The sequence below is a fragment of the Rahnella woolbedingensis genome (assembly GCF_003602095.1).
GTDB classification, from domain to species: Bacteria; Pseudomonadota; Gammaproteobacteria; order Enterobacterales; family Enterobacteriaceae; genus Rahnella; species Rahnella woolbedingensis.
The window spans coordinates 29,513-46,325 of record NZ_RAHH01000037.1 but is presented as its reverse complement, the minus strand read 5'-3'; the positions used below and the strand labels follow the sequence as shown (position 1 = coordinate 46,325).

Below are 16,813 nucleotides of genomic sequence, written 5' to 3'. Positions count from 1 at the left end.
ATGCCAGAAAGTGTACGGATTGCCTGAGGGAGTCAGCGACGAGGGGAGCTTTTATCTAAATCCGATTTATTCAACAACGCCCCTAAAAAGACACGTGCAGTGAAAGCGGCCTGATTTTTTTTCTGCGCTTTATAATAAAACCGGCTTATCAGGCCGGTTTTTTTTGTTTTTACTTTTTTACAAATCACTGATGACCGGTTACTGAGTGAATCTTAACGTATCGCCCCAGTTTCCCACCTGCCAGGTTCCGTTATACCCGCCAAAACCGTGATCTGTTTTCGAGGCCAGACCTGTGCTTTGTGACGGCGTATTGGCAGTCCCTGAAATGGTTGAGATACGGACACCAAACTGGGTAATCGAACCATATTGCGCGATCTGAGCATGCATCTGGTCGATATCCTTTCCGGCACTGTTCCCGGTGACCGGAGGTTGCGGTGGCGGTGTCGGGGCGCCGATAGCTTCCCGATACTGCTGCGCAGCCGTTTTAATGCCATTAAAGTACGTTTTGTAACTTGCCTTGATGGGGCCGTTGAGCTGATCGCACATCTTCTTGCACTGGGCTACCACATCCACGATGTCGATGATATTTAACACAACATCCACGACGGACATGACCACGGTCACGACAGCCGCGAATTTACCGACAGCATCCATCGCTTCAAAGGCACTGGTATTCACTTCTTCCACCGGGATGCCCGCTGCTTCTGCCTGCGCTTTGATGGCGGTATTCGCGATTTTGAGCTTATAGAACATAATCGCAATCGACATGCTGGTGACCAGCGTCAGGCCGAATTTAGCCTGTGAAGGAAGTTGCAGGCCGACAAGAACATCCATGAACTTTTTAACATCAGCGTCTGATTTGGCACTGAAGTTCAGCTGGTCCAGAGCATCATAAACTTTATTAATTTCGTCGCTGTTATAAACAATGCGTGCCGACTCAGCATACTGTCTGAATGTTGCTGCATCCAGCTTGCCGCTTTTGCGCTGTATCTCCGCCATAAATTGCATCAGGTTCGAGCGACACGTCGTTGTATCCAGCCCTTTAGGGGCTTTAGAAATAATTAAATTATTGTTTTCTTTATATTTACTGACGTAACTGGCTACGTTAGGACTAATTTGTGATGAGATATCGCTGTCCGCAGAGGTGAGCTTTTCATTGAGCTTGCCGGATTTCGATGAAATCACCGCTTTATCAATTTGCTCCGCCGCTTCCAGCGCAACGAAGGCCGCCATACCCAGCCCGAAAGACCAGATTGAGGCCACCGCCGCAGCATCTGCGGCCATCTGTATCGCATCGGCTGCAATCGTCAGATCCCGGACCTCGCAGGCTAAATCATTCAGGGTATTGAATTCTGAATCAACCACAGAGTCTGATTCAAAATCTTGCAGACCAATAAACAAAGTTTGTTCAGTAATAAGTTGGTCAATGTTTGCATCACTTTCTGTATCCCAGGTAGACATGTAATTGAGATAGGTAATTAAATCTGTACTCGCCATTTCGATATCCTTCATAAGATAGTGTAATGTAGATTCAATTTAAAAGCGTACACATCAGTAAGCTACTTTGTTAGAAATTTCACCTCCGGTTATTTAGAGATGTAATCCTGACCACGTTAAATTTGCAACGGTTGTATTTCCCGATATTAAAATACGAAATACTTTATATTCTGATGATGCCAGTAATATAAGGCTTCCCTTTCAAGGGCTGAAAAATATCAATAACAGCTTCCCAGACGGCATCAGAAGGGGGGATCGATGCGGCGCATTTATAACGATAGTTGGTTCCCGCTACCACTTGCGTGGACACCGCCTGCGGAACGTAGTGAACGCCTACATGGCCCGCCAGTGCTTCTTTAAATACCAGCGAGTCCTTTTCAGTAAGGGAGTGGTAAGGTGTCCAGCCGCCAACCAGCAGTTCATGATTTGACATAACAATACCTCGAATGATTAATTAATAATGTTCCTACTCATATGGCTTTTCGGAGTGCGCCCCAGATTTTAAATGGTTTCTGGCTCCATATTTTAAAAAACATTGAGCTAATAAATTAATTATTACAGGAATATCTCTTCAGGAGAGAACCCAAATTAAAAACAGACTGCAATGAATGATATTTAAATCCATCGCAAAAAATGTCTTTCACAAAATTTCATCTGGTTTTTTTGGTGCAAAGAATGGCGCAAAGAGCATGGCCATTAATTATAATGGCAAGAGTCTGGCCGCAGAATATAAAAAAGTTCTACTCTGATTTATAAGTTAATATTTTCTACACTGATTGTTTCAGGCGCGCCGTAGGTACTCATATTTCCGGCTGCGCAAATTAAGAATGTTCTTAAATATGGTTTGCAGCTTCGCTTTAAGCAAGGTTAAGTTTTAATAAAGTATTGAGTGCTAAATAAATTCAATTACAAAAACCATTACGCGACAAAACTGCATCACTTCAGAATTAATCACTAAATGTTAACGAAAATCACTATTCAAATCATGAATTACAACTATGCACGTTCAGCGGTATACGTTTTTGAAGGGGAGTCAAAACGCAGACTTCAGGGCGTCGGCAATTACGCATTGATATTTAAGCAATAAACCATAGTGGCTTTTCAACAGATTCTGGAGGGAAGTGAAAATCAATGCATTAACATTACTAATGCTTGGTTTGCGGCGCAGGGACTTCCGGCGCCGCCACAGGGTGTTTATTTGTGTTGTTTAGCGAACTCTTCTTTGGCTTTTTTCAGTTGCTGCTGGAAAGCGTCGTTGGTGTGCAGCGTTGCGACAACCGCAGAACCGACGATACGGGCAGCATCCACGTCACTCTGCCAGTGGTATCCGCAAATCACTCGGCTCTGGCCTAAATCATAACCGCGCTGAAGGATCTGATCCTGACGCTGCGGGTTAATTTCAGTCAGCACTAACGCCGTCGCCCAGCCAATAGAGGTATGACCGGAAGGATAAGATCCGTTCTTCGAAAGCTTATCCTGCTCGGTGGTGTTACAGGTCGGAACGCCGTAGAAAGCAAACGGGCGGATGCGCATGTATTTCTCTTTCGCGCCGCGAGTGGCCAGATCTCCGGCATCTTCAATCATGTTGGTCAGCAGTTTGTGCAGTTCCGGGGTGTCTTTAGCGGTGATCGGTGACCCAAATGCACCGGAGAAAGCATTGGCCACGCCGCCTCCGCTCAGGTTCGCATCTTCAGCAGCCTGTTTGCCGCGTTCGGTTGAACGCAACAGACGACCCTGTTCGTACATGGCCTGGTCATTGAGGAAGGCAATGCTGCCTACAGCCGGGGGCGGCGGCAGCAAGGTCAGGCTGTTGATGGCCTGATCATTCTTTAAATAGTAGAGATCCGGTTTGGTGGTGGCATCGTTGCCGGTCAGGGCAAACGCATTAAATGAAACAAGTCCCGCGAGGCAAAAAGTGGTTAATCTTTTCATGTCAGCTTCCTTACGTGCAGCTATTTTATTTTCATTACGAAATCACTTTCGTAACATTTCCAAACGTTTGGTAGTAAAACAAAATATGTGACAGAAAGTTGGTATCAGATCTCAAAATGGGAAATTGATAGCAAACATGAAGGCTTTACGGTTAAAAAACGGGCTTTGTGACGGAATGCTGTAATACGTGAGGAAATTTGGTACAACATTTTCTCCATTCATCCTTCCGTTCATCCTTCCGTTCATCTGATAAAGGGAGATTGCCATGCCAGAAAAATTATCCGCTCAATGCCATTGTGGCGCCGTCGCGTTTAAGGTCGCACTGACCGACGGATTTAACGGCGTACTGCGCTGCAATTGCTCATTTTGCCGTATGCGCGGCGCAGTAGTCGCCACCGCGGGTGAAATTGAAATCACTCAGGGCAAAGATAAGCTGACGGAATATCGCTTTAACAGCGGCGAGGCCGCACATTTCTTCTGTTCCGTTTGCGGCATTTACACCTTTCATCAGCGCCGCTCGAATCCCCAATTTTACGGCGTCAATGTCGCCTGTATCGAAGGCGTCTCACCCTTCGATTTCTCACCCGTACCGGTCAGCGATGGTATCAACCATCCAAAAGACGGCGGGAAGGGCGGCGTGGCGGGATATGTGTGTTATGAACCCCTTCCTGACAAACCCAAAGCCTGATAATGATTTCTGACGCATAAGGAAACGCAATGAATTCTGAAACGACCTACGTACTGACCTCTGTCCCGGCACCGGCCATTTACCGGCATGTGCCCACGCCGGTGCTGTCCGACGAAACCATGAAATCCCGCCTGAACACTATTCTGAGCGCCATGGAGCGCGAGGGTTTATCGTCGCTGGTGATTTATGCCGATAAAGAACACGGCGGTAATTTCGAATATCTTTCGGGTTTTATCCCGCGTTTTGAAGAAGCTCTGCTGGTAGTCAACCGGAGCGGCGAACTGACCTACATTATGGGCAACGAAAACCTGAAGCTGGTGCCCTATGCCCGCAATGGCGGAACCTGTCTGCACGCGCCGGTGTTTTCCCTGCCCAATCAGCCGATGAAACACCATCAGCCGCTGCAAGAGCTGCTGGCAGCGGCGGGGGTGAACGCCGCGCAGACCACCGGCGTCGCAGGCTGGAAGTTGTTCCGCATTGATCCTGAAACCGATAAATACAGCTTTGATGTTCCGGCTTTTATTCTGGATGCCGTGCGCAGCGCAGCCGGTGGAAACGAAAACGTGGTAAATGCCACCGGTCTGTTTATCGCGCCGGAACAGGGCTCGCGCTGCATTAATAATGCCAATGAAGTGGCGTTTTATGAGTACGGCGCAAATCTGGCATCGTCCGGTCTGTTGGGCGCACTGGACGCGATAGCGCCGGGAAAATCTGAGAAGGAAATCGGTCATTTACTGGCGGGTGACGGTCAGCAGAGCAATGTAATTATGATTGCCGCGACCGGCGACAGGTTTGCTCACGCGAACCTTTATCCCTCGGACAAAATCATCCGCCACGGGGATAAATTTTCACTGACCGTCGGCTATAAAGGGGGATTATCCAGCCGCGCCGCGTATGTGGTTGCCAGTGAGGAGGAATTGCCGACCGGCGTCGCGGACTGGCTGCCGCGTCTGGCGATCCCTTATTATCATACCGTCGTCACATGGCTGGAAAACCTGCATATCGGCATGCGCGGCGGCGATTTATACCGCTTAGTGCAAGAAACGCTGGAGCAGAAAACCTGGAACTGGCATCTCAATCCGGGGCATCTGGTGGCCGATGAGGAATGGCTGTGCTCACCGGTTTATCCGGATTCTCCCGTTCGGCTGGCGAGCGGAATGCTGTTGCAGATAGATATTATTCCTTCGTTGCCCGGTTACGGTGGCAGCAGCGTAGAAGATACGGTGGCGCTGGCGGATGAGGCGTTACGCAGTGAGCTGGAAAGTCAGTATCCGCAGGTGTGGCAAAGGATGGTTGCGCGCAAGAAATATCTGGCTGAATTTCTGAAAATCCGCCTTTCTGACGATGTGATTGTGCTTTCAAATACCGTGGGTTATCTGCGTCCGTTTTTACTCGATAAAACACGTGCGCTGGTGAAGGCCTGAAAGAAAGGGGAGGCAATGGCCTCCCCTCAACATGACGTTATCCGGCACAAACCCGCCTCACGCTCAAACTGTCAGACCGCTAACCACTTTTTAGCATCCACTTTCATTTTCGCTTCCAGTTCGCTGCCACGGGTGGCAAATACGCGGCTGAGCGGGAAACCGCTTTGTTCCAGCAGATAAGCCAGCGCGGCATATTCACGTGGGTATTTGGCAGCAACTGTTGAATCAATTTCAACCGGCCCCAGCGGGAAGGTGAACGTGCCCATATCGTAGACGCTCTGACGATGGAAAAGCTTCCACTGGCCGTCTCTTTTTTCGGCCAGATCGTAAAAACGGTTGTGGCATTCACAGCCGATATTGAGTTTTACATTTTCAGCGATGATCATCGCATTGGTTTCAAGAATCGCTTTGTCACCACGGTCGTTAAAGGTCACGACGGGTGCGCCAATCATATGTTTCGTGCGCAAATCAGAAGCGCCCATGCGCATGGAACCATCGACAAAACCGCTCGCCAGCCCCTCATACCAGGTGATTTCAATGGTGCCGTCCGGATGGAACAGGTTACGCAGTTGCTCCCATTCGCCCAGATCACGGTGCATCCAGCCGTTCATAAGGTCGTTCAAAGCCTGACGGTCTTGCAGTTGTTGAGTTTGCATTGTTGGGTTCCTTTTATGTTGATGTGTTCAGTTTGGACAAGAATAGCGTTAAACTCAAATATATAGATATTACTGAACAATCATTTTTAATGATGAATGAGGCGACGATGGAACTCCGACATTTACGTTATTTTGTGGCCGTGGCAGAAGAAGGGCACTTTGGCCGCGCCGCGGAGCGTCTCAACATTGTGCAGCCGGCACTGAGTATGCAGATTAAAGCGCTGGAAACTGAGCTGGGCGGCCCGTTGTTTATCCGCACCAGTCGCCGTGTCGAGCTCACCGAAGCGGGAATACTTTTACTGGCAGAAGCCCGGCTGACGCTGGAACAGGTGGAACACACCCGGCTGGCGGTAGAACGTGCAATGCGTGGCGAGACCGGTCGCGTGCGCGTCGGATTTGCCGGAAACGCCATTTTCAGCGGCAAAATGATTGCTGATTTACGCCGTTTCCGAAAAACCCATCCGGATGCAGAAATTATTATTCAGGAAATTGCGCCGCAGCAGCAGGTAGAAGCGATCCTCGCCGGACGCATCGATATCGGTTACACACCGGATAACAGCACCACGACTGATCCGCAAATCAGAGTGCAGCAGGCGGGAAACTGGGAAATCATGATTGCGCTGTGCGACGATCATCCCTTAGCCGCGCATCCGCACCTCACCGTTGAAATGCTCGCCGATGAGCCGCTGGTTTTGTACGACGCGCATGATACCCATGAAAATCTGACCGTGGTACTGGCGCGGCGACTGGGAGAGCGTTTTCACGTGGCACATCGTTCAAACAGCACACTGAGCGTGTTGGCGATTGCCGCCGCCGGGCTCGGGCTGGCGCTGATCCCCGCGCCCCTGCAACAGGTGAATATTCCAGGGCTCGTTTACCGCAACCTCAATGCGCAGGAACTGACAGCCAATCTGGTCATGATCAGCCGGATGCAGGAGCCGGGTAACGCGGTCAGCGCTTATCTGGCAATGGCAGCGTCGTCTATGGCAAATGGCGTTTAAGACAGAGTCCTCAACGTAAACTGCGGGAGGCCGTCAGATCGTTATTCTTCAGCCATGATTCAATCGCCAGATTGAACTCTCCCAGGCTGGCACTGACATCAGGCCATAATTCCCCGATCTCGGCATCATCATGATCGTGCAGGAGACAGGCAGATTCCAGTTTTCGGCAAGCGAGCTCCACCCGCCCGGCACCGCAAATTTTCGCTGCACCGGATATACGATGAATACATTTTGCAAGCTCGGGCCAGTCCTGTAATTCGAGCAGGTCTTTTGCCTGTATCAGATCATCCCGGTTGCTGTTTAAGGTGAGACTCAGCAACTCCCGCAGCATGTCGTCATCAAAATCACTTAGCTGCTGAAGCTTCTGATAATCAACCAGATTTTTGAGTGGATTTATGTTATCAGCCTTTTCCGGTAAGGTTTTTGCGACATGAGTAAGGATGGTTTTCAGCTGCGCCAGTTGCAGAGGCTTGAACAAGCAATCATTCATTCCTGCAGCCTGACAACGGGTGCGCTCTTCCGGCCAGGCATTGGCTGTCAGCCCGAGGATCATAACGGAATCCCCGGCAAGATCACGGATCAAACGTGTCAGAGTCAGGCCATCCATACCCGGCATGCTGCAATCAGTGATTACCATATCAAAAGGCTCCTTGTGCCAGAGATCCCAGGCCTCCACACCGTTGCGGGCCTCGGTAACATGATGTCCGAGATGCGTTAACTGACGCCGGAGCAACATCAGGTTTGCCGGATGATCGTCCACTGCGAGGATCCTCAGGGCAAGATGCGGCACCGGGGCTTCATTGATTGTGGCACTCAGCGCTCTTTCCGGCTGTTTACCCCGTGTTTGAACCGGAACCGTATAGCTGACCTTCGTCCCTTTGTCGGTTTCGCTTGTCATATCAATCGTGCCGTCCATCATGTGGACCAGCTGCGAGCAAATCGCCAGTCCCAGTCCAGACCCGCTCTGAGTCGTGCCATTCTTTGCCTGTACCCAGGGATCAAAAATATCTTTCTGCTCCTCGTGGGAAATCCCTTTCCCGGTATCTGCCACGCATACCTGCAGCAGGGTGCTTTCAGATATTGTCCCCTCCCGGATGGCTATTTCGACAGTAATACTGCCCTGATCGGTGAATTTGATCGCATTACTGATCAGGTTTGAAAGCACCTGACGAAAACGCAGCGGATCGATAAAGACCTGATAAGGGAGTTGTTGAGGCAAAGTACAGTGCAGCCGCAGACTTTTTTGACGCGCCAGCCCCTCAAAGACCCGCACGACAGGCGGTAAAAGTTCTGAAGTTCTGACCCATTCCGGCGCCAGCTCCAGACGACCCGACTCAATGCGTGCCATATCAAGAATATCGCCGATCAGCCCCATTAATGAACGGGCAGATTCCCACGCGACCCGCACAGGATCCTCATCCTCAAGCTGTTTACCGGTGGTGTTTACGGTGAGCTCAAGCAGACCAATAATCGCACTAACGGGCGTGCGGATTTCATGACTCATCGTCGCCAGAAAGGTGCTTTTGGCGCGGTTTGCCTGCTCGGCACGTTCAGTTTCTTCCGACAATGCGCGGGTGAGCGTTTCGTTGTACGCCAGTTGCGACTGTAATTTTTGCTGCGCAAGCTGACGGGCACCGATTTCGCGGCGCAGATAATATATCCAGATAAGGGATGTCAGGATCATAATCCCCGCCACGGCAAACACCAGCCAGAAACGGGTTTTATACAGTTCCCAGGTATCGAGGCGAACATCCGGGCGCGTCTGCCATTTATCGATGATGCTGCTGATATCCGCCGGAGAAATATTCTCCAGCGACTTATTGATAATACTCAGCAGTTCCGGTTGATCACGGGAAACAGCAAACGCGATTTTTGCCGTCTGATCTCCCACCCGGCCGCCAATCTTGAGCCGGTCGCGAAAATAGCGATCTATCATATAGCTGGCGCCGAAAAGGGTATGAACCGCCACGTCCGCTTTGCCGTCTTCTACTTTTTGCATGGCGATACTGGCATTGGCGGTTTCAATAATTTGGATCCCCGGATTTTGGCGTTGCAGTTCCGGGATCAGGATATTTTTACTCACCACCGCCACCCGGGTTCCGGCGGGAAGCGTGCCGGAGTAGTTTTTGTCCAGCGCTTCAATCAGCACAAAAGGCGAGCTGAAGTAGGGGCGGGAGAACAGCAGATTCTGATTGCGTTCTTCACTCTCACTGACTGCGCCGATAAATAGCGCCTTTTTACTGAGGATCTGACCTTCCATGGTGTTGACTGAATCGGCAGAAACCGGATCGAAATGTAAACCGGTACGCAGACGTATCATCCGCAAGATATCGGCAGTGACGCCATAAAAACCCCCGCTGGCATCGATCATGGTGAAAGGGGCATAGAACGCATTGACAGAGACTTTGGCCGTGGGATTAGCCGCCAGCCATTTCTTCTCGGCGGCGGTAAATTCCACTTTCTTGCTGACTTTCCACAGATTCGCCCGCTCGCTCCACTGTTGTAAAATCACCTGGTTCTGCGTGCGTGGAATGGCGGTTAATACGCGACCCACGGAGCGAGTCAGCACCTCGTCCTCTTTTCTCATGACGAAATGGCTGCCCGTATCCCTTTCAGGGTACACCTGCTGAAACATCAGATAATGGGGATAATTTCGCTCAAGCAGATAGGAAGCGGTGACCAGATTGCCGATGTAAAAATCATTTTCATCGAATGCCACGGAGGCCATCGCCTGATCGTCGGTATCAAAATGGCTGATTGCCGCACCTGGAAAATTTTGCTCAATCCAGCTGTCATCAACATACCAGCGGGCAATCGCCAGCCGCATGCCTTCCTCATAGCGAAACGGGGCATTCCTGGTTTTTTTGCGATGAACAAGAACCGGATGATCGCTGATGAAATTGGGAGAAGAGACCAGCGAGTGACTGAATGGCAAATCTTTTGCAGAGGGGTCGGCCACGATATCGACGTGTTTTTGTGCCAGCGCAGAGAGTGCCGCCTCTCTGCTCGCAAAGGCTTTAACTTCCACCCGCAAGCCGAGATATTCCCCCAGCAGACTAATATAATCGGCGATCATGCCTTCATACCGACCTTCGCCGCTGTAGAGATAAAGCGGGGGGATTTCAGGTTGCCAGACGGCCACCACCAGCGAGCGTTTATTTCCCAGCCAGCGCCAGTCACTGTCGTCCAGCGTAAATACCCTGGGGTCGTAACTTTCCCGGCTGATAAGAGACATATGCTCAGCAGCAAGCGTGGATTGCGCCAAACCCAGGGTAAACAGGAGCAGGCCGGATAGCAGCAAATTACGAATATTCACAGGTCAGTCCAGGTTGTGACGGCGGGCAAAATCAACCAGCCCCACAGTGCTGGTGATCTGAAGTTTACTCAGCAACCGGGTTTTGTAGGTACTCACTGTTTTATTGCTGATGAACATTTTTTCAGCAATATCATTAACTTTCATCCCCTGTGTCAGATATCGCAGTACCTGCAGCTCGCGGTTAGAAAGCATTTTTACCACGTCGGTTTCACCGGCGGGCAGATTGCGTATATTTTTCGCCTGTCTGCGAATAGGGAAATAACCGTAACCGCGTTCCACCGCTTTAATCGCATCACGGAGTTCATCAAGATTATTACCCTTGCCGACAAATCCGTCAGCACCGGTATGAATACAGCGACTCAAATAATGTTCATCGTCGCGGCCGGTGAGTACCAGCATTCTGCCGTTGAATCCTGACTTACGAAGTTTATCAATTAATTCCACACCGCTGAGGCTTGGAATATCTAAATCTACCACCACTATTTCAGGCTGGAGTCTTTGCGTTAATTTAAACGCCTCCATTCCGTCACCACATTCTGCCACGATATGATGCAGGTCTTTTTCAAGTAACATACGAATAGCCAGACGGACCATCGGATGGTCGTCAATGATTAAAATACTTGCCATAAGAATTCCTTAATTATTTTCTTTTTAAAGGCTGCCACGAAAGCATTGTCGAAATCAATATAAAATTTGAGGTTTAATTTATATCAACAAAATTATCAAAATGTGGAAAACGCATTTATAACGATGACTTTCCTTACTCAAAGCAGAAGAGGATGACAGGACCGCGCGGGTCGCCGACGACAGCCTGATTTTTGCTCCATAGCCTTACCCCGGATTAACCCCCATAAAAGAAATAAAGTAACCATATGAAATAAAACATTATTATTGTCATAGTCGTTATCATAAAAAATGCGTTAACTGCTTTAACACCTGTTTCCCTAACTCTTACTTTTGCCCTTTGTAGTCTTTGGATGACAACAGTTGTCGTCTTTGATGACATGCATCAGTCCTTATTCTGAATGTTTAATTATTTGGTCGGGGTATAGTGATTCCCACAAAGCAGAAATAAACACGGACGATTATTTCAATGACACCGAACGCTCCGGATGAGCAAAGGAGTCAGGATTTCTAAAGGTAGTGACAAATTCTCGCTTCGGCATTAAGACTATATTCCGGACAAGATGGTTATCACCTAAAAACCAATTACGCTTTGTGGATATATCAGCAATAACCGGAACCTTGCAGCAATCCAATTAATGACTAATGAATTTGAATGCGCGTCTTTCATTTCTTACTCACGTTTAACTGGATTAATTCGATGCCCGGCGTTGACCTTCATTTACTTACAGGAAATTTGTTTTATGAAAAAGCAACTTCACGCTCTGGCGTTAGTTTCAGTAATTTGTGGTGCATCTGTTTCAGCAGCAAATGCAGCTGACGGCACAATCCAGTTCAACGGCGAAATCATTGACGCCGCCTGTACTGTTTCTCCTTCCAGCGCTAACCAGACCGTGACTTTAGGTCAGATCAGCGACAAAGCGTTCTCAGCCGCAGGCGTCTCTGCCGGTGCCACCGCATTTCAGATCGACCTGACCAGCTGCCCGGCCAGCGTCACCTCTGCTTCGGTGAAATTCGACGGCACGCCTTACCAGGGTGACAACGACACGCTGGAACTTAGCCAGGTGAGTGGTGTAGCCACCGGCGTTGGGATCCAACTGCGTAACGCAGATAACTCAGTTCTGCCGCTGTTCACCGATTCTCAAAGCGTCACGCTGTCCCAGACCGGTACTAACACGTTGAAATTCATCGCGGCGTACATCTCTAAAGCGGCGACGGTCACGGCAGGTCCGGCTAATGCTACCGCCACATTCAGTGTTGTTTACAACTGATTCAGCGCGGCAGAACGTTCTGCCATTTTCTTCTGAGCCGGCCAGTTGGCCGGCTTTTTTAACCCAGGAGTTTTCATGGTGAAGACCAAAATTTCAGCACTCTTGTTAGCCGGCTTTCTTGCAGGCAGCGGAATCGCTCACGCCGGTGTGATTGTCGGCGGAACGCGGGTCATTTATGACGGTGGCAAAAAAGAAGCCTCCATCAGTTTAGAAAACCCGGACAGCGCGCCTTACCTCATCCAGTCATGGGTGGAAAACGAAGCAGGGCAAAGCGATAAAAGCAGCTTTATCGTGACGCCACCATTGTTCCGTCTGGACGGTAATCAAAAAAATACCTTGCGCATTATGCAAACTGCGCCGCGCCTCGCCGCCGACCGCGAAACCCTGTACTGGCTGAACATCAAGTCGATCCCCACAGCGGATCCTTCTCGTTCAGAAAACACGCTGCAACTGGCGATCAACACGCGGATCAAGCTGATTTACCGTCCGCAGGCATTGAAAAACTCAAGCCCGGAAAAAGCCAGCAGCGGTCTGAAATGGACCCGTCAGGGGCAGACATTAGCGGTGAATAACCCGACGCCTTATTACATCAATTTCCAGTCTGTGAGCGTCAATGGCCGCCCGCTTGAAAAAGTGACTTACGTGGCACCTCATGCCACCGCCTTGTTTTCGCTGCCGCCGGATGCCCGCGGCAATCAGATCGAATGGAAAGTTATTAGTGATTACGGCGCCATTGGCGCAGTGCATAAATCGTCTCTTTAAGTATTGGAAACCGACCCGCTGGAAAAAATAATGCGCCTTTTAACTCAAGCTGAAAAAAGCCGTCCTGGCTTTCGTCCGACCTCTCTGGCGATCGCCGTCGCGCTGCTCCTGCCTTCACTGACCGCACAGGCCAGGGATTATTTTAATCCGGCGCTGTTGCAGCAGACCGGCGAAGAAGGCACCGCGCCTGATTTGTCCGCATTCGAAAACGGAGGACAGCTGCCGGGGCGTTATCCCGTCGACATTTACCTCAATAACGACAAGGTAGACAGCCGGGAAGTGACCTTTTTTCAGACGCCAGATAAAGGCTTGCAGCCTTGCCTGGATGCCGCCGAACTGGCCGCGTACGGCGTGCGGGTCGATTTATTCCCCGATCTCCAGCCTGCTGGGGCGCGCTGTGTCACGCTCTCCGCCATTCCGGATGGCTCGGCAGAATTTGTGTTCAGTGCCCAGCGTCTGGACATTTCCATTCCACAGGCGTCCGTCAATCCGCGCATTCGCGGTTATGTTCCGCCGTCACAGTGGGATGAAGGCATCAATGCGGCACTGCTCAACTACAGCTTCAGCGGCGTCAGTGAACTCGACAATGCGCAGGGCGGGTCCGGCAACAGCCAGTACGTCAACCTGCGGCCGGGGCTGAATCTCGGAGCGTGGCGTTTTCGTAACTATTCCACCTGGTCACGCAACGGCGGTGGCGAAGGCGATAAGTGGAACACGGTGTACAGCTACGCACAGCGCAGCATCGTGCCGTTCAAAAGTCAGCTGACGCTGGGTGAAAGCCTGGCACCGTCGGACGTGTTTGACAGCGTGCCGTTTCGTGGTGTGCAGCTGGCTTCCGATGACGAAATGTTGCCGGAAAGTTTACGCGGCTATGCGCCGGTGGTGCGGGGTATTGCCCGCAGTAACAGCGCGCAGGTGATTGTCCGCCAGAACGGCTACGTGATTTATCAGACTACCGTACCCGCCGGAGCATTTGAGATTACCGATATGTTCCCGACCGGGGGCAGCGGCGACCTGTACGTCACGGTGAAAGAAGCCGATGGCAGCGAGCAAAATATGGTGGTGCCGTTTGCGTCTCTGCCGGTATTACAGCGGGAAGGGCGACTGCGTTTTAGCCTGACCGGCGGTCAGTACCGCGCCTATGACACCAGCGTTGAGAAAACACCTTTTGCTCAGGGGACGGCAATTTACGGCGTCGGCAAAGGCATGACCTTATACACCGGCGCGCAGACCGCGGAACATTACCGCTCGGTGGCCGGCGGTATCGGCCAGAACCTCGGTGCCCTCGGTGCTGTCTCTGCCGATGTCACGCAATCCTGGGGCGAGCCGAAAGATGAGACTACCCGTCAGGGCCAGTCCTGGCGGATCCGTTATAGCAAAAGTCTGGCTGAAACCGGTACCCATATCGCCATTGCCGGATACCGCTATTCCACTTCCGGGTTTTATACGCTGGCGGATGTGCTGGAAACCTACAGCGATAATCCTTATGCGCTGCGTAACGAACGCAAACGTAACCGCGCCGAACTGACGCTAAGTCAGGATCTGGGCGACGAACGGGGCTATTTGTCCGTCGGGGCGATCAGCGAGGATTACTGGGGTACTGGCCGTAAAACATCCTCCTGGAATCTGGGTTACAACAACAGCTGGGACGGCATCAGCTATAGCCTCAATTATGCAATGAACCGTAACACCACTTCTTCCGGTGCCGGTGAAAACAGCTACGGCAAAACGTTTGAACGCGATGACGTGGTTTCGCTGAACCTGAGCATTCCGCTGGATCGCTGGCTGAGCAAAACCTACGCCAGTTACAACGTGAGCAGCAGCAAATCACGCGGCACGGTGAATACCGCCGGGCTTAACGGCACGGCGCTGGAAGACAACAACCTTAACTGGAACGTCACGCAGGGCTATGCCTCGAAAGGACAGGGCAATACCGGTTATGCCAGCGCGAACTATCGCGGCACGTACGGCGAAGTCAACGGCGGCTATAGCTACAGCGATGGGCAGCGCACGATGAACTACGGCGTTCAGGGCGCCATTGTAGCGCACGCCGATGGCGTGACTGCCGGTCAGACCATGGGCGAAACCTTTGGTCTGGTCAAAGTACCGTGCGCGTCAGGGGTGGATGTCAATAACCAGACCGGCGTGAGTACCGACTATCGTGGCTATGCGCTGGTGCCGAACCTGATGCCTTACCGTCGTAATGACGTCACGCTGAGCACTGAAACGCTGGCGGATAACGTAGACCTCAAACAAACCAGCCGCACCGTGGTACCAACCCGTGGTGCCGTGGTTCGGGCGGATTACCGTGCCCAGGTGGGACAACGGGCACTGATGACCCTTATCCGCATGGACGGAAAAGCCGTGCCGTTTGGCGCAACCGTGGTGAATGAAGCCGACCCGGATGCAGGCAGCAGCATCGTGGGTGACGGCGGACAGGTGTATCTCGCCGGTCTTAAAAACCAGGGCACGTTGCATGTTCAGTGGGGCAAAGAAGCCGATCGTCAGTGCCGGGTGAGTTATCGTCTCAGCCAGAACACCAGCGGCGAAGGAATTCCTGCGATCAACGGTCAGTGCCGCTGAGCACCTGACGAATAAGGTATGAAAATGAAAATGTTAATCAAAAAAATCGTCCACAACCGCGTGCTTTCCTGCGCCTTGCTGCTGATGATTTCAAAAGGCGCGCTGGCATCCTGCGGATTTATGGACAGCCGGTTTACCCCCAATGACTCCGTTCAGCTCAGTCTTGGGTCGATCATTGTGCAGCGCGATACGCCGGTAGGAACCGTCGTCTGGAGCACCACCAACACGGTGCTCGGCGGGCGCAATAACTTTATCGAATGTAACGCTACCGGTTTTCGGTCCCAATGGGCGGCGGGCGCAGGCTATGCACCGGTGACTTATGGCGGCCAGACGCTTTATCAGTCCGGTATCGAAGGGCTGGCATTCAGGATTGTGACACCGGGGGCCGGCACCACCGCCGGACGTTACGGCACCGGCCCGTTGCCGCGTCAGGTCACCAGCACCGCCTGTACAACGGGCAGCGGCTGGTGGCGTTTATGCGGTGGCACTTGGGGAAACTATCAGCTTCAGCTGGTGAAAATCGCACAGGTCACGGGTTCCGGCCCGCTGACCACCGGGACCATCACCCAGGCTCTTGTCGTCGGGGAAACCAACATTCTCGAATACGCCATTGCCAGCGGTACGGTGCAAACGGTGGCCTGTTCGGTGACTAACAGCAATATCACCGTGAATATGGGTAAAGCCAAAAATACTGATTTCAGCGGGCCGGGCAGCACCAGCGGCGAAGCGGATTTTTCGATTGCGCTAAACTGCGATGCGTCCACCAATATCAATATGACACTCGCAGCCGGCAGTTCCGGTGCCGCTGACGCCACCAAAGGCGTGCTGAATCTCGACAACGCCGGGGCCGCAGATAGCGCCAGCGGGGTCGGCGTTCAGATTCTGTTTAACAACGCACCGGTTGCATTGGGTACGCGGGTGACAGTGGCCCGTACCACCGCCGACGGGGCTTATGCCGTGCCGCTTAAAGCCCGTTATTACCAGACGCTGCCGGCGGTCACACCCGGTAAAGCTGATGCCAACGCCACCTTTACGATGACTTATCAATAATGAACAGGT

Annotated in this window: 13 protein-coding genes; 7 read left to right on the top strand and 6 right to left on the bottom strand. The window is 51.6% G+C overall.

All coding sequences use genetic code 11. The features are described 5' to 3' along the window. Nucleotides 1-198 precede the first annotated feature (198 nt). From D6C13_RS22710 to phoC, 3 genes are all read right to left on the bottom strand, one after another. Nucleotides 199-1,497, bottom strand: coding sequence for a hypothetical protein (locus D6C13_RS22710; protein ID WP_120134940.1), 1,299 nt, complete (start codon nt 1,495-1,497; stop codon nt 199-201). A 163-nt stretch (nt 1,498-1,660) separates the two neighbouring features. Beyond that, a complete protein-coding gene (locus D6C13_RS22705; protein ID WP_120134939.1) occupies nt 1,661-1,930 on the bottom strand; it encodes a hypothetical protein in 270 nt (89 codons plus the stop codon). 761 nt (nt 1,931-2,691) lie between these two features. After that, nucleotides 2,692-3,429 carry an acid phosphatase PhoC gene (gene phoC / locus D6C13_RS22700; RefSeq protein ID WP_112286645.1) on the bottom strand — a complete coding sequence of 246 codons (738 nt, stop codon included), beginning with the start codon at nt 3,427-3,429 and terminating at the stop codon, nt 2,692-2,694. 265 nt (nt 3,430-3,694) lie between these two features. On the opposite strand from phoC, the gene D6C13_RS22695 reads away from it, so the two are divergent. After that, nucleotides 3,695-4,117: a GFA family protein gene (locus D6C13_RS22695; protein WP_120134938.1), complete on the top strand. Its 423-nt coding sequence runs from the start codon at nt 3,695-3,697 to the stop codon at nt 4,115-4,117. Between the two features lie 29 nt (nt 4,118-4,146). Next, the gene (locus D6C13_RS22690) at nt 4,147-5,541 is read left to right on the top strand and encodes a M24 family metallopeptidase (RefSeq protein WP_120134937.1); all 1,395 of its coding nucleotides are present in this window, start codon (nt 4,147-4,149) and stop codon (nt 5,539-5,541) included. A 71-nt stretch (nt 5,542-5,612) separates the two neighbouring features. On the opposite strand, the gene D6C13_RS22685 is transcribed toward D6C13_RS22690, so the two are convergent. Beyond that, the gene (locus tag D6C13_RS22685; RefSeq protein ID WP_120134936.1) at nt 5,613-6,197 is read right to left on the bottom strand and encodes a nuclear transport factor 2 family protein; all 585 of its coding nucleotides are present in this window, start codon (nt 6,195-6,197) and stop codon (nt 5,613-5,615) included. Between the two features lie 107 nt (nt 6,198-6,304). Between D6C13_RS22685 and D6C13_RS22680 the strand changes: the two genes are divergently transcribed. Next, nucleotides 6,305-7,198, top strand: a complete 894-nt coding sequence (locus tag D6C13_RS22680; RefSeq protein ID WP_120134935.1) for a LysR substrate-binding domain-containing protein — start codon at nt 6,305-6,307, stop codon at nt 7,196-7,198. Nucleotides 7,199-7,208: 10 nt separating this feature from the next. On the opposite strand, the gene D6C13_RS22675 is transcribed toward D6C13_RS22680, so the two are convergent. Together D6C13_RS22675 and D6C13_RS22670 are read right to left on the bottom strand one after the other, a co-directional pair. Continuing rightward, nucleotides 7,209-10,514 (bottom strand): response regulator, encoded by a 3,306-nt coding sequence (locus tag D6C13_RS22675; RefSeq protein ID WP_244212750.1) that lies wholly within the window; start codon nt 10,512-10,514, stop codon nt 7,209-7,211. Nucleotides 10,515-10,517: 3 nt separating this feature from the next. Further along, nucleotides 10,518-11,141 carry a response regulator transcription factor gene (locus D6C13_RS22670; RefSeq protein ID WP_120134934.1) on the bottom strand — a complete coding sequence of 208 codons (624 nt, stop codon included), beginning with the start codon at nt 11,139-11,141 and terminating at the stop codon, nt 10,518-10,520. A 740-nt stretch (nt 11,142-11,881) separates the two neighbouring features. Here D6C13_RS22670 and D6C13_RS22665 point away from each other — a divergent pair. The 4 genes from D6C13_RS22665 to D6C13_RS22650 all read left to right on the top strand — a co-directional run bounded on the left by D6C13_RS22665 (nt 11,882) and on the right by D6C13_RS22650 (nt 16,804). Then, on the top strand, nt 11,882-12,409 hold the full coding sequence (locus D6C13_RS22665; protein WP_120134933.1) for a fimbrial protein: 528 nt from the start codon (nt 11,882-11,884) through the stop codon (nt 12,407-12,409). Nucleotides 12,410-12,484: 75 nt separating this feature from the next. Beyond that, a complete protein-coding gene (locus D6C13_RS22660) occupies nt 12,485-13,171 on the top strand; it encodes a fimbrial biogenesis chaperone (RefSeq protein ID WP_167458066.1) in 687 nt (228 codons plus the stop codon). A 30-nt stretch (nt 13,172-13,201) separates the two neighbouring features. Further along, nucleotides 13,202-15,754 carry a fimbria/pilus outer membrane usher protein gene (locus tag D6C13_RS22655; protein ID WP_120134932.1) on the top strand — a complete coding sequence of 851 codons (2,553 nt, stop codon included), beginning with the start codon at nt 13,202-13,204 and terminating at the stop codon, nt 15,752-15,754. A gap of 24 nt (nt 15,755-15,778) precedes the next feature. Next, nucleotides 15,779-16,804, top strand: coding sequence for a fimbrial protein (locus D6C13_RS22650; protein WP_120134931.1), 1,026 nt, complete (start codon nt 15,779-15,781; stop codon nt 16,802-16,804). Nucleotides 16,805-16,813 lie beyond the last annotated feature (9 nt).